Source organism: Streptomyces sp. NPDC049687 (assembly GCF_044465285.1).
Taxonomy (GTDB): Bacteria; Actinomycetota; Actinomycetes; order Streptomycetales; family Streptomycetaceae; genus Streptomyces.
On sequence record NZ_JBITLN010000003.1, the window covers coordinates 504,406 to 525,152 of the forward strand.

Consider the following 20,747-nt stretch of genomic DNA (forward strand, 5'->3'; position numbering starts at 1 on the left):
ATGGTTACCCCAATCGGGGTACGCGCGGCATGTCCCTCAGTTCGCTGCCGCGCCTTCCCGCCGCGCAGTGGTCATTCCGAGTGGCGCGCGGCAGCCTCACCTCACCGGAAGGGCAGAACCATGGCCCAAGCGGCTCGAGTGCGTCGAGACACGACGAAGATGACGGACACCTGGGACAGCCAGCTCCTCTGGTACGCCCGGGCAGTACGGAAGATGCAGGAAAGGCCGGAATCGGATCCGACCAGCTGGCTCTGGCAGGCCAACATCCACGGCGAGAAAAGCGAAACCCCCGGCCCCAACCCGGAGTGGAACAACTGCCCGCACGGTGGCTGGTTCTTCCTGCCCTGGCACCGCGCCTACCTCCTCTGCTTCGAGGAGATCGTGCGCGACGTCATCCAGAACGAGCTGCGCGGCCCCGACGACTGGGCACTGCCGTACTGGAACTACACCCGGGTGACGAACGGCGACCCGGACAGCCCGGAATCCCTGGAATGCCGTCGCCTGCCGGGCGCGTTCCGCAGCCCGGACTGGCCCGACGGCGAGGGCGACAACCCGCTGTACCTGGCGGAGCCCGACCGCAGCCCGGGTGCCGCCCTGGGAGCTCCCGTCGCGTGGACCGAGGTCAACCCGCACAGGGCCATGCAGGCGGAGCAGTTCACCGGCGTGAGGCAGTTCGGCAGCGAGTACACCGACGGCCATCTGGTCCACAGCAACGGGCAGTCCGGGCTGCTGGAAATGCAGCCGCACAACCTCCTCCACGGTTACGTCGGTGGAGTGATGCTGCAGTTCTTCTCTCCCCGGGACCCCATCTTCTGGCTCCACCACTGCCAGATCGACCGTCTCTGGGCCGCCTGGATCGCGAGCAACTCCGGGCACAAGAACCCGACGGCCGCGGACTGGCTCGGATACACCCACACCTTCCGCGACGCGCAGGGCAACAAGGTGGGCTTCACCTCCAAGGATCTGCAGTCCGAGGAGGCGCTCGGATACGTCTACGAGTCGCTCGCGGACGGGGTGGGGCTGAAGCCCCCCGAGCGGCTGGTCGCCATGGTGGCAGCCGGCGGCGATCCCCCGGCGGAGCAGGTGGCGTCCACCACGGGTCCGACCGACCTGGGCCCGGACACCCTCACCGTCCCCCTGACCCCCGAGCCCAGCGCCCGCGCCGGGGCGCTGCCGGAGGCCGCTTCACCGGACACCGAGGCCCGCGCCATCCTCACCATGGACGACGTACGCGCCGACGCGCCGCCCCAGACGAACTACCGGGTCTTCGTCGGCGCCCGCCCGGACCACGAGGAGGACCTCGACCCGGAAGGCCCGTACTTCATCGGCCACCTGCACTTCTTCGGCGCGGTCGGCGAAAACACCCACCATCACGGTGGTTCGGGGCTGTCCTTCAAGTTCGACATCACCGAGCACCTGACCGAGCTGCGCCAGCTGGGCATGTGGGACGGCGAGGGAATCCCGCCGGTCGTCGTGACGCCGGCCACGCTCGGCCCGCCGCCGCCCGGCGCCGAGGCCGAGGCAGCCGCCCTCGCGGCCACCCCGACCCCACCGCCCGAGTCGCGTCCCCGCATCGGCAGCGTCTCCCTGACCACCACCTGACCGAGGCACGGAGGCCGCAATGGACACAGCAGACCTGGCCGGAACCTACACCTACCGGAGCTTTTTCGAGGTGCCCGAGCCGGTTGACGACTTCAACCTGCTCCGGTTCGCCCAACTGGAGCTGAGGCTGTCGGTCGAGCCGGGCGGGGCGATCAGCGGAATACTGGTCTTCTCCGAAGACGGCGACGGGCTTCTCGGGATGGACATCACCGGGAAGGCGACGAGCGGGTCCGGCGTGCATTTCACGCTGACCGGCAGAGGACAGCCGCACACGCCCATCTCGGACTTCCACTACGAGTACGAGGGGATCGTCCTCCCGCACTGGGCCGAGGGGAGGAACCAGCGGCAGACCCTGGCCGGGACCGTGCTGCGCGCCGAGGATCACGGCAGCGGTGACGACCTGGCCCCGGCCGGCCAGACGGCCGGCTTCCTCGCGGTCAAGCGGGACGCCTGAGCCTGTCACGGGCGCCGGCGGCGGACGCGGTGGGTCCGCCGCCGGCGCTTTTGCCTCAGCCGGTCAGGGCGCGTTGATCAGGTCGTACGGCGGGACCTTCACCGTGCGGGCGCCCGGGGTGCCGCCGAGGACCACCTTGCGGTACGAGATGTTGTTCTTGGTGCTCATCTCCTTCAGCCGGTTGGCCGGGTTGGCGATGACCTGGATGTAGTAGGTGCCGTTCGGCAGGTCGGTGATGTCGAAGGACTGGCCGGGACGGTACTGGGTGTACGTGTCGCCGGAGCCGACGTCGAGGACCTCGCGCACCGAGATGGAGTTCTGCGCACCGCAGGCGGTCGACAGATCGGTGTTGTACGGGTGCCAGTTGGCGTTCTTCACCGTGTAGTCGATCGCGTCCGTGTTGGCGAGGCAGAACGCCTCCTTGCCGCTCTTGACGATCTCGTGCTTGTCGGCGGCGAGCAGCCGGTAGCTGGCGAAGTCCGTGAAGTGCCAGTGCTCGTGACCGACGCGCGGGTCCCACTCCATGGTGCCGGCGGGGGTGTAGCCGATCTGCTTGCCCTTGGCGTCGTAGAAGTACTGGTACGAGTCCATCAGGTCGGCGCCCGGCTTGCGGAAGCCGTCCACGACGAGCGGGGCGGGGCCCGCGTTCCAGACGTTGGCGCTGAAGGCGAGGTAGTCCTTGCCGGCGACGTCGCCGTCCTCACCGTCGGTGACGGCGATGTCCCAGGCGGGCAGCGAACGCAGGTCCGGCTTGGGCGCGTTGGCCGGGACGGCCGCCCGGCCGGTGGGCCGCTTGGTGTTGGCCTTCAGCGCGGGCGCGATGCGCGAGCCGTCGGTGTGGCCGGTGCCGTCGCCGAGGTGGCCGGCGAGACCGCGGTCCTCGAGGGCGTGGGAGAGGGCGGAGGGGACGGGGGCGTCCGCCCCGCGGGGACCGTAGTGGTGTCCGGCACCCCCCTTGTCCATGCCGCTCATGTCCATGCCGCTGTGGTCCATGCCGGCCATGCCGTGCGACATGGCGGAGCCGCCGCGGGTGAGCCCGGCCCCGCCCTCCCCGCCGCCGCCGCTGTACTGCCGGACGGTCACCTTGACGGTCGGCTGGTCGTTGGCGATGCCGAACAGGTCCCGGTACTTCTTCGCGATCGACACCTTGGCCGTGTACTCACCGGCCGGCAGGTCCACCGGGTTGTCGTAGTCCTGGGTGGTGGTGTTGGCCGCCCAGCCCTTCTCCACGCCCCACACCGAGCCGAGCGTGAACGGGTTGGTGGAGCAGCCCTCCGGATAGTGCGAGGTGGCCGGGGCGTTGGGGCGCAGCCGTCCGGCGGCGTTGTTGGGGCAGAAGTTGCTCTTGATCTTCTTCACCTCCACCCCTGCGCTGTTCTTCACCGAGATCTCCAGGAAGCCCGGCAGCCCCCTGAAGTCCTTGACGAGCCCGGCGGGCAGCTTCTTCGTCGTCACCTTCGACCCGTTGCGCAGGATCTGCTGGACGACGATCGGGTCCTTGTACGACTTACGCGTCGTCTTGAACTCCAGAGGCGCGTTGTCGACCGTCAGATACGTGCCGAGGTCGAAGTCGAGCTGGAACCCCCCGTCCCACTCGTACCGGTCGATGGTCACGGCCTTCGACGCGGCGATCAGCTTGAGCTTCGGCGTCCCGGCCGGGCTCGCCGGCGCGGCGCCGGCGCCGGGAGCGGACCCGGCGACGGCGGCCACGACGGTGAACGCGGCCCCCGCCGCGAACGCGCCGCGCTTGAGGCCCTTGCGGTGTTGCAGTCTGGTCATCGGTTCCTCATCTGCGAGTGCCATGGTCAGTGGCTGTGAGCAGCTGTGAGCACCCTGTGAGAGGTGTAAAAGGCGTTCCAGGGTTGCCTGTTGGGAAGAACCGAGTGAGAAACGCCGGTCTCCTACAGCCCGTATCGCCCCTTCAGATGCCGCCAGAAGTCGCGCAGCATCCACTTGTCGAAGTCGGTGATCTGCGTGGCGCTGCCGGCGTTCATGAGGAAGCAGCACTGGCCGGTGGGGGTCCAGTCGTAGAAGTCGTCGAGGCCGAAGGTGTGGCCGACCTCGTGGAGATAGATGTGGATGTTCTCCTGGTCGAGGGCGGCGGTGAAGTACTCCTGGCCGACCCGCTGGCCCCAGTCGCCTCCCGCGCCGCCCTGGAAGCCCTTGGTGAGCCAGAGGGACTGGTCGTAGTGGCGGGCGGTGCCGCCGGGGCACTTGGAGTAGTTGCCGTCCTGGTGGAAGAAGCGGCCGCAGTCGGGGGCGCACTGCGGAGCTCCGCCGCCGTCCAGGACGTTGGTGTAGATGTCCACCGAGTTGTCGGTCCACTGGAGGGTGGAGCGGTCCTTGACCGCCCAGCCGACGATGTTGACCGGGACGGTCGTGTACGGCCAGTTGTCGTATCCCCGGCCGTTCTCCACCTGGGCCGCCATCCACTTGCCGAACTGCTTCTTCAGGGCCGCGTGGATCCGGTCGCGCAGGGCGGCGCTGACGGGTGCGTCGGACTCCCAGCGGACGCAGTAGTTGACACTGCCCTTGTTGGCCATGACCTGGTCCCAGCCGTAGTTGCGGAAGCCGTACAGGTCGGGGTAGGTGGACGAGACGTGGTTCCAGACCTCGCCGAGGGGCTGGACGAGGTTCGTGGGCGGGTTCCACTCGTCGGCGGCCTCGGCGCGGGGGGCCGCGACGCCGGTCGCGTGGATCAGGAGGGCGGCGAGCGCCGCGAGGACGGTGAGCAGTCGTGCGAGGTTTCTGCGCATGGTGAACTCCTCGTGTGGGGACGGGATTCACGTACGTCTCTCCGTCGCCGCCGGACCGGTCCCCGGTTGCCGCCCCGCGGCCCGTAGCATCGCCGCCGTGACGGACTGGGAGACACGGGCGGCCACGGCGGGGGACATCGAGGCGCTGATGGAGGTGCGGGCGGCGGCGATGCGGGCCGATCTGGAGCGGCTCGGCCGTTACGACGAGCACCGGGTACGGCAGCGGCTGCGCGACCAGTTCGAGCCCGCCCACACGCTGGTCGTCGAGGCCGACGGCGCCTTGGCCGGGTGCGTGGCGCTGCGTCCGGCGGAGGACGGCCACTGGCTGGAGCACTTCTATCTCGCCCCGCACGCCCAGGGCCGCGGCATCGGTACGGCCGTGCTCACCGCCCTTCTGGACACCGCCGACCGCGACGGCCGACGGGTCCGCCTCAACGTGCTCCGGGGCAGCCCGGCCCGACGGCTGTACGAGCGGCACGGGTTCGTGCTGGAGCGGGAGGACGCGGTGGATGTCTTCCTGGTGCGGGAGCCGCGTCCCCGGTACGGGTGGTTCGGTGGCGAGTCCGGGGCGCGGAAGGGGCGCGGGGCTGCATCATGAACCGGTGTTTCAGCCGGTTTTCCGCCCCGCTCGCGCCGTTCGCGACTTTCACCCCCTTCGCGCCCGCCGCTCCGTCCGTGCGCTCATGAGGTTCCTCCTCGCCGCCGTCGTCCTCCTCGCCGGGCCCGCGTGCGCCCCCGGGGACGAGTGGGCGGTGGGGGTGCCCGACGGGAAGGCGGCCAGTGGGCCGCCCGGGCCCTTCGGGGCCTACGTCGGGTACGGCTCGGAGGGGGTGCGGCGGATCTCGGAGCTCGACGGATGGCTGGGGCCCGCCACGCCCCGGGTCGGGCACGCCTACCAGCCGGGCGACACCTGGAGCCGCATCGCGGGGCCCGGGGACCTCGCACACTGGGCGCAGTGGCGCAGGGCCCGCTCCGACCGGCTGTTCGTGCTGAACGTGCCGATGCTGGAGCGCACGGAGGCGCACCTGCCCGACGGAGAGGTGCGGGAGCAGTTGCACAGGGGTGCGGACGGCGCGTACGACGGGCACTTCCGGAGGCTGGCCCGGCGGCTCGTGTCGCTGGGGCTGCGGGACACGGTCCTCGTCGTCGGGTGGGAGATGAACGGGATCACCTACACCCACCGGTGCGGGCCGGACCCCACCGCCTGGAAGGCGTACTGGGTGCGGATCGTGCGGGCCATGCGGTCCGTGGACGGGCAGCGGTTCCGGTTCGAGTTCACGCCGAACCGGGGGCGGGACGCGGTGCCGTGGACCGCCTGCTACCCGGGCGACCGGTACGTGGACGTGCTCGGGATGGACGCCTACGACCAGCCGCACGGCATGTCCTTCAAGGAACAGGTCCGTGAGCCGTACGGCCTCCAGGCGCACGTACGGTTCGCGCGGGCGCACCGCAAGCCGTTCGCGTACCCCGAGTGGGGGCTGTACCGCAACGGCGACAACCCCGCGTACGTACGCGGCATGCTCGGCTGGTTCGCGCGGCAGCGGCCGCTGTACCAGACGATCAGCGACTACTGCCCGCACGGTGTGTGGCGGTGTTCCGAGAACCCGAAGTCGTCGGGTGTGTACCGGAGGCTGATGGCGCGGCCGTTCGGCTGAAACCCCGGTGCGTGTCGGGCGGCGTGCCGCGCCCCCTCACCGCCGCCGGTCCGATGATCCCAAGATGCGACGAGAACGTTTCCTGGCCGGGGCGACCGCCGGCCTGTCCTTGCTTCTGGTCCTGCTCGCCGCCGTGCCCTCCGGCGCCCGAAGCGACGCCGGCGGCGGATCGAGCGGCAGGACCACCGGCGTCGGCGGCGCGGTGCGTGCCCATGAGCAGGCCCGCGCACTCGTCGACCGGCTCCGGGAGTCCGGCGCCCGCCCCGACCAGGTCGAGGCCGCCGAGCGCCGCCGCCAGAACATCCGCGCCGGTCTGTGGGACCTGCTGCGGGCGACGGGGCGGGGCCTCGGCGACCCGGTCGCCGTCGACCCGTCCGGGCGCGACCGCCACTGCCCCGTGGCCCGGCGGGGCCGCGACCCGCACCACCGCACCGGCGGCCCCTGGACCGCGCCGACCCGCGACTACTGGCTGTCCGCCGGGTACGCCGCCCGGGGCACCCGCTGGGCCCACCGCCACACCGGCCAGGACTTCGCCGTGCCCACCGGCACCCCCGTGTACGCCGTCGGCCCCGGCACCGTCAGCGCCGTCACCTGCGGCGACGGCTTCGGCAACCAGGTGGTGATCCGCCACCCCGACGGCTACTTCACCCAGTACGCCCACCTCTCCCGCATCGACGTCCGCCGGGGCGACCGTGTCTTCCCGGGCACCCGCGTCGGCCTCTCCGGCCGCACCGGCAACGTCACCGGTCCGCACCTGCACTTCGAGGTCCGCGTCACGCCGTATCTCGGGTCGGCGGTACCGCCGTTGCCATGGCTGCGCAGGAAGGACGTGCACCTCGCCCACTGACGAAGGCGCGGCCCGAACGTATTCGCGTGGACACGGTCCGCCCCCGTGACCGATGCTCCCCACCATGATCCGATCCGCCACCGTCCATGACGTCCCCGAGATCCGAGCCATGATCGGCGAACTCGCCGCCTACCACCGGGAGCCCGGTCAGGCCCGCGCCACCGAGGAGCAACTGCGCGAGGCGCTGTTCGGCGAACTCCCGGCCGCGTACGCCCTGATCGCCCAGGACGACGAGACGGCCGCGACCGTCGGCTTCGCCCTGTGGTTCCCGAGCTTCTCCACCTGGACCGGTGTGCGCGGCATGCACCTGGAGGACCTGTTCGTCCGCCCGGGGGCCCGTGGCGCGGGGCACGGAAAGGCCCTGCTCGCCGCCCTCGCCGCGCTCTGCACGAGCAAGGGGTACGAACGTTTCGAGTGGTGCGTGCTGGCCTGGAACGATCCGACGATCGCCTTCTACAAGTCGATCGGGGTCCAGATCATCGACGACTGGCGGGTCTGTCACCTCACCGGCGAGCCCCTCGCCGCCCTGGCCGCGCAGGCGCCGCCGGTCGGCCGAGGTCCCGCAGGCCGGCCGGTTTCTCCGGGCTGACCGGGAGGCGGACGTCCCACATCCGGCCGTCCACCAGGTCGTCGTGGACGCCCATGGGACAGCCGACGGGGGTGGGACGCGACAGGGCAAGAATGTGATGTGGGTCACACTGCAGGGTCGACACTCCGTCCACGGGAGGTCGGGGGCCTCGCCGGCCATCCGTACGGGTGACCCGGCATGCGCGGGCATCCGCCCACCCCTTGACAGGGAGGGGCACCGCGGACACCACCAGGAGGCGATATGCCGCGCACCAAGGGCGTGCTGCTGACGGCGGCGGTGTGCTGCGCCGCCGTCCTGACCGGCTGCTCGGACGACGACACCCCTTCGTCCGTGTCGTCCGCGGCCAGCAGGGCCGCCTCGGCGGCGGAGTCGCTGGGCAGCCGGGCCTCCGCGGCCGTGTCCTCCCTCGACTCGGCGGCCTCCTCGGCCCTCGCCTCGGCCACGGCGAAGGCGGGCCGCGAACTCGACGAGATCCGAAACGGCGTCGACGTGACGTCCGACATCGACCTCGGCACCCCGGGCACGGACAAGGACGGCCGCGCCACCGTCGACGTCACCGCCTCCAACACCGCCGACGCGACCAAGTCCTTCGCCGTCCAGGTCGACTTCACCGATCCCGGCGGCAACCGCCTCGACACGGTCGTCGTCACCGTCTCCGACGTGCCCGCCGGCGGGAACGGCACGGCGACGGCCCGCAGCAACCGCGACCTGTCCGGCGAGGTGAAGGCGGAGGTGGCGAGGGCGCTGCGGTACTGAGCCCCTGTCACCTCCACGGTCTCGGCGTGCGCGACACCACCTGACGGCGCAGAATGGAGGCATGGGACTCGTCAGGCTCGCGTGAGAACGCGGCCCCCGCCGCGAGTTCCCGCCGCAGGGGACTCGTCGGTCACCTCATCGCACAGCCCTCCGAAGGAGGGATTCCCCATGCGCTGCGCCTGCGGCATCCTCCCGCCGTTCATCCTCGAGAAACTCACCGAGGCCGACAACCCGCACATCCGCGAGGCAGCCCGGAACACCCTGGCCGTGGACGCCGATTTCCGGGAGAACCGGATCGACTCGCCCAGCCTGGTCTCGCCGGCCGCGCCCACGGAGTTCGTGCTCGAGCGGACGATCTACGACACGCACCACACGGCGGCCCTGCCCGGCGACCTGGTGAGACCGGAAGACGGCGACCCGTCCCTCGACGGAGTCGTCAACCGCGCGTTCGAGAACCTCGGTCTGACCTTCCGGCTCTTCCAGGACGTCTACGCCAGGCACTCGATCGACGACGCCAATCTGCCGCTGGACGCGACGGTCCACTATCGTCGCCGGTTCAACAACGCCTTCTGGGACGGCGAGCGGATGGTCTTCGGCGACGGTGACGCTCGCGTGTTCAACGATTTCACCATCGCGCCCGACATCATCGGTCACGAACTGACCCACGGCGTCACCCAGTACACCGCCGGCCTCGTCTACCAGGACCAGTCCGGCGCGCTGAACGAGTCGATCTCGGATGTCTTCGGCGCGCTGGTCAAGCAGTACGACCGCCATCAGACCGCCGACCAGGCCGACTGGCTGATCGGCGCGGGCCTGCTCACCCCCCAGGTGCGCGGACAGGCGCTGCGCTCGATGAAGGCCCCGGGTACGGCGTTCGACGACCCGCTGCTGGGCGGCAAGGACCCCCAGCCCAGCCACATGACCCACTACGTCCGGGGCAGCTTCGACCGCGGCGGCGTCCACATCAACTCCGGCATCCCCAACCACGCCTTCTACCTGACCGCGATCGCCATCGGCGGCTTCGCCTGGGAGCGGGCGGGACGGATCTGGTACGAGACGATCACCTCCGGTCAGCTCTCCGAGACCTGCGACTTCCAGGAGTTCGCGCAGGCGACGACGGACGCGGCGGAACGCCTCTTCGGTACCCGGCACGAGCTGGAGTCGGTGGCCAAGGCGTGGTCCGACGTGGGGCTCAGCGTCCACTGAGCGCCGACCGCCATGCGCATCCGGCTGATCAGGAGCGGTGGGCTGCTCGGCATGCCCCGCCGGGCCGAGGCGGACACCTCCGACCGGTCCGACGGGGCGGAGCTGGAGCGGCTCGCGCACGAGGTCCTCGCGGAGACCGAGGCCCGGCCGTCCTCCGCTCCCGGCGTTCCCGACGGCTACCAGTACACCCTGACCGTGGACGACGGGCCCCCGGCCGAGTTCACCGACCCCGGACTGACGGACGCCCAGCTCTCGCTGGTGGAACGGGTACTCGGGGAGGGCTTCTGAGCCGAGACCACACCCTGGACGAGAACGGGAAGATCGTGCCGACACCCGGTGGTCAGTGAACAGGCGATCTCTTGACCGGGATTGACGAACCGTTGACCAGTTCCGACCGGAGTCCGGGGGAAAACGCGGGCGAGTCCTGACGAACCCCGGGCCTAGATTCGCTGCATGTCCATGCCACAGCCACGGCCCGCCGCGACCCTCCCCGTCCTGCCCTACCGCAAGCCCACCAAGGGCCGCGACTACTGGGTGCTGGACGACGTCTTCCCCGAGGCCGACATCATGGCGATCCGCGAGCGCTGCCTGGCCAAGGACGACTGGGTCGAGGGATACCCGTACACCTCGGAGAGCTGGCCGGGACTGCGCGCCATGCCCGGCCTCGAACCGGATGAACTGGCCCGCGTGGAGCGGCTGGTGCGCAAGGCGACCGGAGCGCGGCAGCTGTGGGTGCAGCAGGCGCCCGGCGGCGGCACCCTCAACCACAACTGCGTCCAGGTCGTGGGCGAGGGGGAGAGCGCCCCGCGTCCGCACTCCGACTCGCGCGCCCTGTGCCGGTACGCGGCCGTGCTGTATCTCAACCCGGACCAGCCCAAGGACTGCGGCACGAGCTTCTACCGCCAGTCCCTCCCCGGCCGCCGGCTCGGCGGCAATGTCGTCCAGGCCCCGCACAACAACCTCGTCGAGGCCCTCGGCACCCGGTTCGTCAGGCCCGACGCCTTCGAGGAGGACGTACGGGTACCGCACAAGTACAACCGGCTGCTGCTCTACAACGCCAACCTCGTGCACAGCGCGACCGGCTACTCCGGTACGACGCTGGAGTCGAAGCGGATGACGGCGGTCTTCTTCTGGATGGCCTGAGTCAGTCCACGACCACCAGGTCACGACCGCGGACGGCGCCGCCGAGCCACCTGGCCCCGTCCGCCGTGCACGTCACGGCCTCTTGGACGCGCATCCCGAAGCGCCCCGGCAGCAGGATCCCCGCCCCGACCGTGACGCACATGCCCGGCGCGAGGAGCTGGGTGCGGCCCGCCACGAGGTACGGCGGCTCGTACGGCGTGATGCCGATGCCGTGGCCGGTGACGGGCACGGCGTGCTCGCCGTGACCGGCGTCCGTGACGACCGCCCGGGCCGCCCGGTCGACCTCCGCGCACGGCACCCCGGGGCGCACCGCCTCGAAGGCCGCCCGCTGCGCCGTACGGACGATCTCGTGCACCCCGCGTTCCTCTTCCGTCGGCGGGCCCACGTGGACCGTGCGGGTGACGGCGGAGGCGTAGCCGTCCCTGCGGCCGCCGAGGTCCAGGACGACCGTGTCGCCGGGCTCGATCACGCGCTCCCCGGACCGGTGCCCGGGGTGGGCGCTGTGGGGTCCGGAGGCGACCCGTGCCACGTCGACCCGGTCGTGGCCGTGTACGCGCAGCAGGCGGGCGAGGTCGGCGGCGAGCTCGGACTCGCGGCGGCCGGTGAAACGGACGGCCAGGACGTCGTCGTGGGCCGCGTGCGCGGCGGCGGCCGCGGCGGCGAGGCGGGCCGTCTCGTCGTCGTCCTTGACCGCGCGGAGGAGGGGGAGGGCGGTGGACAGGGGGCGGTAGGTGCTGAGCGGGAGTGCCTCCTCGAGGCCGAGCAGGTGCAGGGACCAGGTGGTGTCGGAGATGCCGTAGTGGCCGTGCGGGAGGAGCAGGCCGGCCGCTGCCGCGTACGGGTCCTGGCCGTCCTCCCACGTGGTGATGCGTACGGCGGCCGAGGCGGGGGCGGCCGAGGCCTGGGCGCGGTCCCGGGCGGGGACCAGGAGGCGGGGTTCGGATTCGGGGGTGAGGACGAGGAGGGTGAGCCGCTCCCCGGACGTCCCGGGCCGGTGGCCGCACAGCCAGGTCAGCTCGGGGCCGGGGGTGAGGAGAAGACCGGTGAGCCGCGCGGCCGCCGCCTCGTCGGCGGCCCGACGCATCCGGGTGGCGTAGGCCCGCGGGCCGAAGGGGGTGGGGACGGCACTCTCCACGTCATCGGGGGGCGGGACGACGCTCTCCGCCTGGTCGGGGGTCATGTCTCCATTCGACCTCGCCGGAGCCCATGCCTCCATTCGGCCCCGGCAGGGGGCGTCACTCGCCGGTGGACACCTCGTCGCCCACCGCGATCCTCCCCGGACGCAGCACCGCGAAGTACGCGCCGAAGACGACCCCGCCGCCGCCCTCCGGTGTCCTGCGGTAGCCGGCGAGGGTGCGCAGCGGTTCCGGGCCCGCTCGGCGGCCCGTCTCCTGGTCGACCATGGTGATGGCGCAGCGGACCGTGCGCTCGGTGAAGGCGAGTGCGGTGCCGGCGATGGTGAGGCGGGAGGTGTCGTCCTCGGTGTGGGGGGCGGTCCAGCCGTCGATCACGAGGTTGGGGCGGAACCGGTTCATGGGCAGGGTGCGGGCGCCGCGCTCGGCGATGCGCCGGTTCAGGGCGTCGAGGCTGGCGCGGGAGACGACGTGCAGCCGGGCGTGGTTCCCGGCGGGCGGGCGGACCAGCCGGCTCGGCCTGCCCAGCACCTCCGTCAGCCAGGCGTCGGCCCCGGGGCAGGCCCCGTCTCCCCCCACTTTCAGGGGCTCGCTCCCCGGCGCCCTCAACGTCAGTTCGCCGTCCCGCAGTTCGGGGGCGATCAGGGCGAGCCGGGGGTCCGCCCCCTGCCAGCGGAAGTCGCCCTTCTCGTCGGTGACCGCGAAGGCGCGGTCGTGCAGCAGCCCGGCCGGTGTGACCGTCGCCTCCGTGAGCGTGACCCCCGCGCATCCCTTCACCGGGTAGTACGTGATCCCGACGACGTTCGCTCCCATCGACTCCCCCTCACGAGTGCCCAGTTCAGGAATGAGTCTCTTATGGGAACTCACATGTCCGCAAAGATTTTACGAACTTCATAGAGTCGTGGCGGCCCGTCCTCCGTACTCCTCTGCGTCCGACCCGCCGGGGAACCACCACCGGCGGATCCCCGACCGGGCAGGAGGAACGGTGCAACTCTCGCGGAACGCGATGGGAACTCTCTTCGTGGGCGGTGCCCTGACCTTGACTCTCGGCGCCCTGGCCTACCCCTCGATGCTGGGGTTGGACACGGTGTCGACGTCCACCGACAGAGTCATCGCCAACACCCAGTGGGGTCCGCTGACGGAGGGCGACCGCGACTTCGTGGTGAAGGTGCGGGCCGCCGGTCTGTGGGAGTACCCGCTCGGCCAGATCGGCCTGCAGAAGGGGACGAGCAAGGCGGTCCTCACCGCGAGCGAGCACCTCGTCGACGGGCACGCCGCCCTCGACACCACCTGCCGCAAGATCGCACCGATGCTGAACATCGCCATTCCCAACGTGGCCAGCCCGCAGCAGGAGGGCTTCGTCACGCAGCTGAAGGGCGAGACCGGCAAGCAGTTCGACACCGACTTCGCCAACATCCTGCGCATGACGCACGGTTCCATCTTCAACACGGTGGCGAAGATCCGGTCGACGACGAAGAACTCGCTGGTCCGCGCCCTGGCCGACCAGGCGAACGACACCGTCCTCGACCACATCACCGTGATGGAGAAGACCGGTCTGGTCGACTTCGACTCGACGATCTTCCAGCAGACCACCGCGCCGAAGCTGCCCAAGTCGGACCTGACCCCGCCGGCCCCGCCCGCCGGTCAGCCGCAGGTCGTCCTGACCCCGCCGCCGAACGCCACGTCCACCCCGGTGGACATCGACGGCATCTCGGGCCAGGCCGCCGGAAACGGCAACGTGACCGCCGGCACCGGGGGTTAGCGGGTGTGCCCGGGGCCAGCGGCCCCGGGCTAGGCCAGCCAGACCGTCGTGTCCGGGGCCAGCGGCCCCGGGCCGTCGTCGCCTGAGGGCGCGCTGCTCAGCAGCACCTCCCCCGGCGGCAGCGGCACCGGCGCGTCCGACAGGTTGGTGACGCACCGCCAGCCGTCCGAGCGGGCGAAGGCCAGCACGCCGGGCGGGGTGTCCGGCAGCCAGGTCAGCTCCTCGCCCTCGAGCAGCTTGCGGCGCAGCCGCAGGGCCGTGCGGTACAGCTCCAGGGTGGACCCCTCCACACCGTCCTGTGCCTGGACCGCGTACCGCGCGAAGGACGGCGGCTGCGGCAGCCAGGCGCCGGCCGCGCCGAAGCCGTACGACGGTCCCGTGGTCGTCCACGGCAGCGGCACCCGGCATCCGTCACGGCCCTTGCGGACCCGGCCGGTCTGCTCCCAGAGGGGGTCCTGGAGGACCTCAACGGGCAGGTCGGCGACCTCGGGCAGCCCGAGTTCCTCGCCCTGGTAGACGTACGACGATCCCGGCAGCGCCAGCATCAGGAGCGTGGCCGCCCGGGCCCGGCGCAGGCCCCGCTCCTCGTCCACGGCGGGCGCGTGGCCGCCGGACATCAGCCAGGTGTTCTCGTCCGTCCCGGGCGGGAGCATGAGACGTGAGGGATGGCGTACGACGTCGTGGTTGGACAGCACCCAGGTCGCGGAGGCGCCGACGGCGCGGGCCGTGGCGAGGGAGTCGGTGATGACCTGGCGCAGGGCTTCCGCCTCCCAGGGTGTCTGGAGGTACTCGAAGTTGAAGGCCTGGTTCAGTTCGTCGGGCCGGGCGTACAGGGCGCGACGGGCGCCGATGACCCAGGCCTCGGCGACGGCGGTGCGGGGCGGGGTGTAGGTGTCGAGGACGCGGCGCCAGTCGCGGTAGATCTCGTGGACCTCGTCGCGGTCGTAGAAGGGGTGGGTGCCCGGGGGCAGGGAGGCGAGGGCACTCTCGCCGTCGAGCCCGTGGGCCCCTAGGTCGCGCAAGGGCTCGGTGAGGTCCTTGGCGAGGGCGTGGGCCACGTCGACACGGAAGCCGTCGACGCCCCGGTCGGACCAGAAGCGCAGGGTGGTGCGGAAGTCGGCGCGGACCTCGTCGTGGTCCCAGTTGAGGTCGGGCTGTTCACGGGCGAAGAGGTGGAGGTACCACTGGCCGTCGGGGACGCGTTCCCATGCGCTGCCGCCGAAGACGGACTGCCAGTCGGTGGGCGGGAGTTCGCCGCTCGGGCCGCGCCCGTCGCGGAAGACGTACCGGTCGCGGGCCGGGGAGCCGGGGCCGGCGGCCAGCGCCTCCTGGAACCAGACGTGCCGGTGGGAGGTGTGGTTGGGCACCAGGTCCACGATCACCTTCAGGCCGAGGCGGTGGGCCTCCGCGGCCAGCGCGTCGAAGTCGGCGAGGGTGCCCAGGCGGGGATCGACGTCCCGGTGGTCGGCGACGTCGTAGCCGCCGTCGGCGAGCTCGGAGGGGTAGAAGGGGCTGAGCCAGAGCGCGTCCACGCCGAGCGAGGCGAGATGGGGCAGCCGGTCGGTGACGCCCCGGAGGTCGCCGAGGCCGTCTCCGTCGGCGTCGGCGAAGCTGCGCGGATACACCTGGTAGACGACGGCCTGGCGCCACCAGTCGGGGTCATGGGACGAGAAGTCGGTCATCTGGGTCACGTGGGGGAGTCTGTCCACATTGCCGGGAAAGCGAACGTCCGCACCGTGCGGAGGGGATCGTTCCGCACGTGCGGAAAACGTAACGGAATTTTGAACTGCCCAGGGTTTGACGCAGGTTGACAGCGATCTGGCGTCCACACGACGATGGAAGGACACTGTGCCGCCTGTGACCCGGGGGCCCGGTGTTCTCTGAGCATTGTTTCTCTGATCTGACCAATCAGCCCTGGCTCTGCCCTGGCATTCGCCAAGAATTGGATACGCATGTCCATAGCGAGACGTGTCACCACGCGCCGCCTGCTGGGGACGGGCGCCGCTTCGCTCGCCCTGTGCACCGCCTCCGTCGCCGCCGCGACCGGAGCCTTCGCCCAGACCGGCACCCCCGGCGGCGACGGCTGGAAGTCCGGCGGCCACTACCAGCCCGGCACGGGCGCGGGCACCGAGACCGGCACCGACCGCTGCCAGTTCTCCCTCGACGGCAAGAACTTCTTCGACTCCGTGCGGGTCGACGACCAGAACCTCAAGCCGACCCAGGACGGCAAGGTGCACATCACCGTCCGCGCGGCCGGCGACGCGAGCACCTGCACCGCCTCCCTGGCCTCCTACCTCGCCCACGGCGCCACCTTCGGCACCTCCGGTGAGCAGGTCTTCGTCGACTTCGACTCGGTGACCGTCAAGCCGGGCCAGACCGACGTGCTCGACATCGCCGTCCCCGACGCGGGCTGCTACGCGCAGATCGACCTCTACCGGGGCGCGGTGAAGTTCGACGGCAAGCTCGACGCCAAGGACGGCTACCAGCACGGCGACCTGCCCAAGGGCCCGGACCGCCCCGTCATCAAGGACAAGCTGATCGCGGCCTGGAACGGCGGCACGAAGGACTGCACGGCCACCGAGCAGCCGCCGTCGTCCCCGCCGTCGTCCCCGCCGGCGGGCGGTGGCGGTGAGTCGCCGTCGGCCCCCGTCTCCTCCGCCCCGCCGTCGGACTCGTCCTCCGAGAGCACCGCCCCGTCCCCGTCCGCGTCGGAGTCGGAGTCGGAGTCGAGCACCCCGAGCGCCTCCGCGTCGACCACCGCTCCGGCGGCCACGCCGAACGGCGGCAGCGGCGACCTCGCCGAGACCGGCGCGAGCGGCAACACGCCCCTGATCGCGGGCGGCGCGGCCGCCCTCCTCCTCGGCGGCGGGGCCATCGTCCTCGCCACCCGCCGCCGCAAGTCGGCAACCCGCGCGTAGCCCTTTCGCTTCTCCGGTACGTCCGCCCCGGCACCCGCACGGTGCCGGGGCGGACGTGCGTTACCGTTGGCGGGCCGTGGTGTTCGGGAATCCGGTGAGATACCGGAGCGGCCCTCGCCACTGAGATCGGGGAGTTCCCGTTCCGCGTCCCGCCGGGGACAGCCACTGGGCGTCGCGAGACGGCCGGGAAGGCAGGAACGAAGGACGCACGACCCGTAAGCCAGGAGACCGGCCACGGCATCTCACGAGAAGATCCACGAGGTGCTGGAGCGTGACTGGTATGACCGAGCCCGTTTCCTTTCGGTGGCGGCGGGAGGACACCGTCAAGACGGTGGGCCTGATGGCCGCCATAGCCGCCCTGCATGTGCTCGCCTTCGGGATCCTCTTCCTGCTCGTGGTGCCCGGGCACTACGAGGTGGGCGACAAGGCCTTCGGTATCAGGCTCGGGGTCACCGCCTACACCCTCGGCATGCGGCACGCCTTCGACGCCGATCACATCGCCGCGATCGACAACACCACCCGGAAGCTGATGGCGGACGGGAGACGGCCGGTGTCGGTGGGGTTCTGGTTCGCGCTGGGCCACTCCAGCGTGGTGGTGCTGCTCGCGGCGCTCATCGCCGGGGGCACCCGGCTCGCCGGCAAGGTGATGGACGAGGACTCGCGCACCCACCAGGTGCTCGGCTTTCTCGGTACGACCATCTCCGGCACGTTCCTCTACCTCATCGCCGCCCTCAACCTCGTCGCCCTGATGGGGATCCTGCGCGTCTTCCGCGCGATGCGGGCGGGCACGTACGACGAGCGGGAGCTGGAACAGCACCTGGACTCCCGGGGGTTCATGAACCGCGTCCTGGGCCGCCTCACCAAGTCCATCAGCCGCCCCGGCCAGATGTACCCGCTGGGCTTCCTCTTCGGCCTCGGCTTCGACACCGCGACCGAGGTGACCCTGATGGTGATGGCGGGCTCCGGGGCGGCGGCCGGGCTGCCCTGGTACGCGATCCTCTGCCTGCCCCTTCTCTTCGCCGCCGGCATGAGCCTCTTCGACACCCTCGACGGCACGTTCATGAACTTCGCCTACCAGTGGGCGTTCTCCAACCCTGTCCGCAAGGTCTTCTACAACCTCACCATCACCGGACTCTCCATCGCCGTCGCCTTCTTCATCGGCACGATCGAACTCGTCGGCGTGCTGCACGAGAAGTTCGGCCTGACGGACGGCGTGACCGGCTGGATCGCCGAGCTGAACCTGGACAGCGTCGGCTACGTCATCGTCGGACTCTTCGTGGCGGTCTGGGCGGCGGCCGTCGCCTACTGGCGGATCGCGAAGGTGGAGGAGCGGTGGGCCGTCCCGGCCGCCGAGGGGTGACCGGCCGCGGCCCCCACCGCCGGGCGGAATCTCCGTTGCCGAGGAGCCGCGCCGCCCGCGATCCCTCCGGCCGTCCTGGGAGGACGGCACGCTCGGACGGCCGCCTCCCGCCCTACTCCACCGTCCCCAGGTACAGCTTCACGTACCGCTCCACGTCCACGTCCAGCGCCACGTCCACCAGCGCCTGTTCGCGGACGGGTCCACCGTGGAGTTCCGACTCGCCCGGGCGCGGGCGGCGGTCGACGATCGTCTGGCCGCGAGTGGGACCGGGGGTCAGGGAGACCTCCACGGGGAGGAGTCGCGTGGTGATGCCGGCCGGGTCGGCGACCGCGCAGACCGCGCCCGCGTCACCCAGACCGCCCGCGGAATCGTCGGCGTCGGGCGCGGAGGGGCGGTGGGCGAGGAGTTCACCGGCGAGGCGGGCGCCCGGTTCCTCGCTCGCGCGCAGGCGTCGTACGTCCGTCCCCGGGACCACCACCCGCTGGAACACGTCGAGCCCGTACATGGTGATGGGCACCCCGGCGGTCAGCAGGATCGCGGCGGCCTCCGGGTCGTGCCACACGTTGAACTCCGCGACCGGGGTGGCGTTCCCGGTGGCCACCGCGCCGCCCATGAACACGATCCGCTCGATGTTGCCGGTCACCTCCGGATGCGTCCGCAGGAGCAGTGCGATGTTCGTCAGCGGCGCGGTCGGGACGAGCGTGACCGGACGCGGGGAGGCGAGGATCTCGCGGCGCAGGAGCGTCACCGCGTCCACGTCGACGGGGGCGCGGGTCGGGGCGGGCAGGCCGGCGATGTCGCCCATGCCGTCCAGGCCGTGGACGGGCGCGCGGCGGGCGGACTCGATCAGCGGCCGTTCGGCGCCGCGCGCGACCGGGATGTCCCGGGCACCCGCGATCTCCAGCACGGTCAGCGTGTTGCGGACCACCCCGTCGACGTCCGTGTTCCCCGCGACACAGGTCACCGCCCGCAGGTCCAGTCCCGGATGCCGTACGGCTAGCAGCAGGGCGAGGGCGTCGTCGACGCCCGTGTCGCAGTCGATGATCACGGGTATGGGCTGCTCGGTCACCTGGGACTCCTCACGCACCGCCGTCGCTCCGGACACCCCCGACCCTATGCGGGCCGCTCACTCCCACAGTCGGGTTCCCCGTGCCGCTGCCCGCTCCCCGATCCGGCGGAGCAGTTCGTCGGCCGGCAGCGGCCCCGGCCGGTGGCCGTCCCGCAGACGTACGGCGGCCAGCCCGTCCCGTTCCTCCCGCTCGCCGATCACCGCCTGGTACGGCACCAGCCGCGCCCCCCGGATCCGCGCCCCGAGGCTGCCCTCACCGCTCGACTCCGCCCGCAGCCCGGCCGCCGATGCCCTGCGCACGAGGTCCGCCGCGGCCCCCTGCTGCGCCTGCGACACCGGCAGCACCACCAGCTGGACGGGTGCCAGCCACACCGGGAACGCCCCGCCGTGCTCCTCGACGAGATGGGCCACCGCCCGTTCCACACTGCCGATGACACTGCGGTGCACCATCACCGGGCGGTGTTTCGCCCCGTCGGCGCCGATGTAGTGCAGATCGAAACGTTCGGGCTGGTGGAAGTCGATCTGCACGGTGGACAGGGTCGCCTCGCGGCCGGCGCGGTCCGCGATCTGTACGTCGATCTTCGGGCCGTAGAAGGCGGCCTCGCCCTCGGCCTCCTCGTACGCGACGCCCGAGCCGTCCAGCACCTCCCGCAGCAGGGCGGTGGCGCGGCTCCACAGCCCCGCGTCGGCGACGTACTTGCCACCCTCGCCGGGCAGCGAGAGGCGGTACCGGGAGGCGCGGATGCCGAGGTCGGCATAGGCGCGGGCGATCAGTTCCAGGGCGGACCCGGCCTCGTCCACCGCCTGCTCCAGGGTGCAGAAGATATGCGCGTCGTTGAGCTGGATGGCCCGGACCCGGGTGAGACCGCCGAGCACACCTGACAGCTCGGAGCGGTACATGCCGCCCAACTCCGCGATCCGGAGGGGAAGTTCGCGGTAGCTGTGGGAGCGGGAGCGGTAGATCAGGGCGTGATGGGGGCAGAGGCTGGGGCGCAGGACGACCTGTTCCGCGCCGAGTTCCATGGGCGGGAACATGTCCTCGCTGTAGTGGGACCAGTGGCCGGAGATCTCGTACAGCTCGCGTTTGCCGAGGACCGGCGAGTACACGTGCCGGTAGCCGGCGGCCCGCTCGGCCTCACGGACGTACTCCTCGAGGGTGTGGCGCACGATCGCGCCGTCGGGCAGCCAGTAGGGCAGTCCCGCGCCCATCAGGGGGTCGGTGTCGAACAGGTCGAGTGCGCGGCCGAGGCTGCGGTGGTCGTACATGGTCGGTCTCCTCGCTGTGACGGGCGAGCGGCCGACGGCGAAGCCCCGGGGCACTCGCCCCGGGGCTTCGGACATCCAGTCGTGGATCAGCGCGCCGGGACACTCTCCGGCGTCGTCGTCAGGGACGGCTGGGCGCGCTTCACACGGGGACCGTAGCAGCGGACGCAGGCCGGGAACGACCCGTTTTTCCACCGCACGCAGCAACGCCCATCACCCGTACGGCCCGCAGCG

General features: G+C 71.5%; 20 protein-coding genes and 1 riboswitch. Of the genes, 13 read left to right on the plus strand and 7 right to left on the minus strand.

What is annotated here, in order from left to right:
• Positions 1–159: 159 nt before the first annotated feature.
• Complete coding sequence (locus tag ACIBVL_RS12235) at positions 160–1,602, plus strand: tyrosinase family protein (RefSeq protein WP_399096091.1); 1,443 nt, start codon at positions 160–162, stop codon at positions 1,600–1,602.
• A 19-nt stretch (positions 1,603–1,621) separates the two neighbouring features.
• On the plus strand, positions 1,622–2,056 hold the full coding sequence (locus ACIBVL_RS12240) for a hypothetical protein (protein ID WP_399096094.1): 435 nt from the start codon (positions 1,622–1,624) through the stop codon (positions 2,054–2,056).
• Positions 2,057–2,119: 63 nt separating this feature from the next.
• Here the strand turns inward: ACIBVL_RS12240 and ACIBVL_RS12245 are convergent, their stop codons facing one another.
• Complete coding sequence (locus ACIBVL_RS12245) at positions 2,120–3,835, minus strand: lysyl oxidase family protein (RefSeq protein ID WP_399096097.1); 1,716 nt, start codon at positions 3,833–3,835, stop codon at positions 2,120–2,122.
• 122 nt (positions 3,836–3,957) lie between these two features.
• Positions 3,958–4,812, minus strand: a complete 855-nt coding sequence (locus ACIBVL_RS12250; protein WP_399096100.1) for a hypothetical protein — start codon at positions 4,810–4,812, stop codon at positions 3,958–3,960.
• A gap of 97 nt (positions 4,813–4,909) precedes the next feature.
• On the opposite strand from ACIBVL_RS12250, the gene ACIBVL_RS12255 reads away from it, so the two are divergent.
• The 8 genes from ACIBVL_RS12255 (at position 4,910) to ACIBVL_RS12290 (ending at position 11,008) form a co-directional block, all read left to right on the plus strand.
• Positions 4,910–5,410, plus strand: coding sequence for a GNAT family N-acetyltransferase (locus ACIBVL_RS12255; RefSeq protein WP_399096103.1), 501 nt, complete (start codon positions 4,910–4,912; stop codon positions 5,408–5,410).
• A gap of 85 nt (positions 5,411–5,495) precedes the next feature.
• Positions 5,496–6,467: a glycoside hydrolase family 26 protein gene (locus tag ACIBVL_RS12260; RefSeq protein ID WP_399096106.1), complete on the plus strand. Its 972-nt coding sequence runs from the start codon at positions 5,496–5,498 to the stop codon at positions 6,465–6,467.
• Positions 6,468–6,531: 64 nt separating this feature from the next.
• On the plus strand, positions 6,532–7,314 hold the full coding sequence (locus tag ACIBVL_RS12265) for a M23 family metallopeptidase (RefSeq protein WP_399096109.1): 783 nt from the start codon (positions 6,532–6,534) through the stop codon (positions 7,312–7,314).
• A gap of 64 nt (positions 7,315–7,378) precedes the next feature.
• Positions 7,379–7,903: a GNAT family N-acetyltransferase gene (locus tag ACIBVL_RS12270; RefSeq protein WP_399096112.1), complete on the plus strand. Its 525-nt coding sequence runs from the start codon at positions 7,379–7,381 to the stop codon at positions 7,901–7,903.
• Between the two features lie 240 nt (positions 7,904–8,143).
• On the plus strand, positions 8,144–8,659 hold the full coding sequence (locus ACIBVL_RS12275) for a hypothetical protein (protein ID WP_399096115.1): 516 nt from the start codon (positions 8,144–8,146) through the stop codon (positions 8,657–8,659).
• A gap of 168 nt (positions 8,660–8,827) precedes the next feature.
• Positions 8,828–9,865 carry a M4 family metallopeptidase gene (locus tag ACIBVL_RS12280; RefSeq protein ID WP_399096118.1) on the plus strand — a complete coding sequence of 346 codons (1,038 nt, stop codon included), beginning with the start codon at positions 8,828–8,830 and terminating at the stop codon, positions 9,863–9,865.
• 12 nt (positions 9,866–9,877) lie between these two features.
• The gene (locus tag ACIBVL_RS12285; RefSeq protein WP_399096121.1) at positions 9,878–10,153 is read left to right on the plus strand and encodes a protealysin inhibitor emfourin; all 276 of its coding nucleotides are present in this window, start codon (positions 9,878–9,880) and stop codon (positions 10,151–10,153) included.
• Positions 10,154–10,318: 165 nt separating this feature from the next.
• Positions 10,319–11,008: a DUF6445 family protein gene (locus ACIBVL_RS12290; RefSeq protein ID WP_399096124.1), complete on the plus strand. Its 690-nt coding sequence runs from the start codon at positions 10,319–10,321 to the stop codon at positions 11,006–11,008.
• 1 nt (position 11,009) lies between these two features.
• Here the strand turns inward: ACIBVL_RS12290 and ACIBVL_RS12295 are convergent, their stop codons facing one another.
• Positions 11,010–12,188, minus strand: coding sequence for a M24 family metallopeptidase (locus ACIBVL_RS12295; RefSeq protein WP_399096127.1), 1,179 nt, complete (start codon positions 12,186–12,188; stop codon positions 11,010–11,012).
• A 55-nt stretch (positions 12,189–12,243) separates the two neighbouring features.
• Entirely contained in the window at positions 12,244–12,954 is a 711-nt protein-coding gene (locus ACIBVL_RS12300; RefSeq protein WP_399096130.1) for an MOSC domain-containing protein, read from the minus strand.
• A gap of 193 nt (positions 12,955–13,147) precedes the next feature.
• Here ACIBVL_RS12300 and ACIBVL_RS12305 point away from each other — a divergent pair, with 193 nt between their 5' ends.
• Complete coding sequence (locus tag ACIBVL_RS12305) at positions 13,148–13,903, plus strand: DUF4142 domain-containing protein (RefSeq protein WP_399096133.1); 756 nt, start codon at positions 13,148–13,150, stop codon at positions 13,901–13,903.
• Between the two features lie 29 nt (positions 13,904–13,932).
• On the opposite strand, the gene ACIBVL_RS12310 is transcribed toward ACIBVL_RS12305, so the two are convergent.
• Positions 13,933–15,585 carry a glycoside hydrolase family 13 protein gene (locus tag ACIBVL_RS12310; RefSeq protein WP_399097198.1) on the minus strand — a complete coding sequence of 551 codons (1,653 nt, stop codon included), beginning with the start codon at positions 15,583–15,585 and terminating at the stop codon, positions 13,933–13,935.
• 270 nt (positions 15,586–15,855) lie between these two features.
• On the opposite strand from ACIBVL_RS12310, the gene ACIBVL_RS12315 reads away from it, so the two are divergent.
• Positions 15,856–16,821, plus strand: coding sequence for an LAETG motif-containing sortase-dependent surface protein (locus ACIBVL_RS12315; protein ID WP_399096136.1), 966 nt, complete (start codon positions 15,856–15,858; stop codon positions 16,819–16,821).
• Between the two features lie 60 nt (positions 16,822–16,881).
• A riboswitch (cobalamin riboswitch) is annotated at positions 16,882–17,073 on the plus strand.
• A 28-nt stretch (positions 17,074–17,101) separates the two neighbouring features.
• Positions 17,102–18,181, plus strand: coding sequence for a HoxN/HupN/NixA family nickel/cobalt transporter (locus ACIBVL_RS12320; protein WP_399096139.1), 1,080 nt, complete (start codon positions 17,102–17,104; stop codon positions 18,179–18,181).
• Positions 18,182–18,293: 112 nt separating this feature from the next.
• Here the strand turns inward: ACIBVL_RS12320 and ACIBVL_RS12325 are convergent, their stop codons facing one another.
• The gene (locus tag ACIBVL_RS12325) at positions 18,294–19,250 is read right to left on the minus strand and encodes a nucleoside hydrolase (protein ID WP_399096142.1); all 957 of its coding nucleotides are present in this window, start codon (positions 19,248–19,250) and stop codon (positions 18,294–18,296) included.
• A gap of 57 nt (positions 19,251–19,307) precedes the next feature.
• A complete protein-coding gene (gene thrS, locus ACIBVL_RS12330) occupies positions 19,308–20,516 on the minus strand; it encodes a threonine--tRNA ligase (protein ID WP_399096145.1) in 1,209 nt (402 codons plus the stop codon).
• Positions 20,517–20,747: the final 231 nt, after the last annotated feature.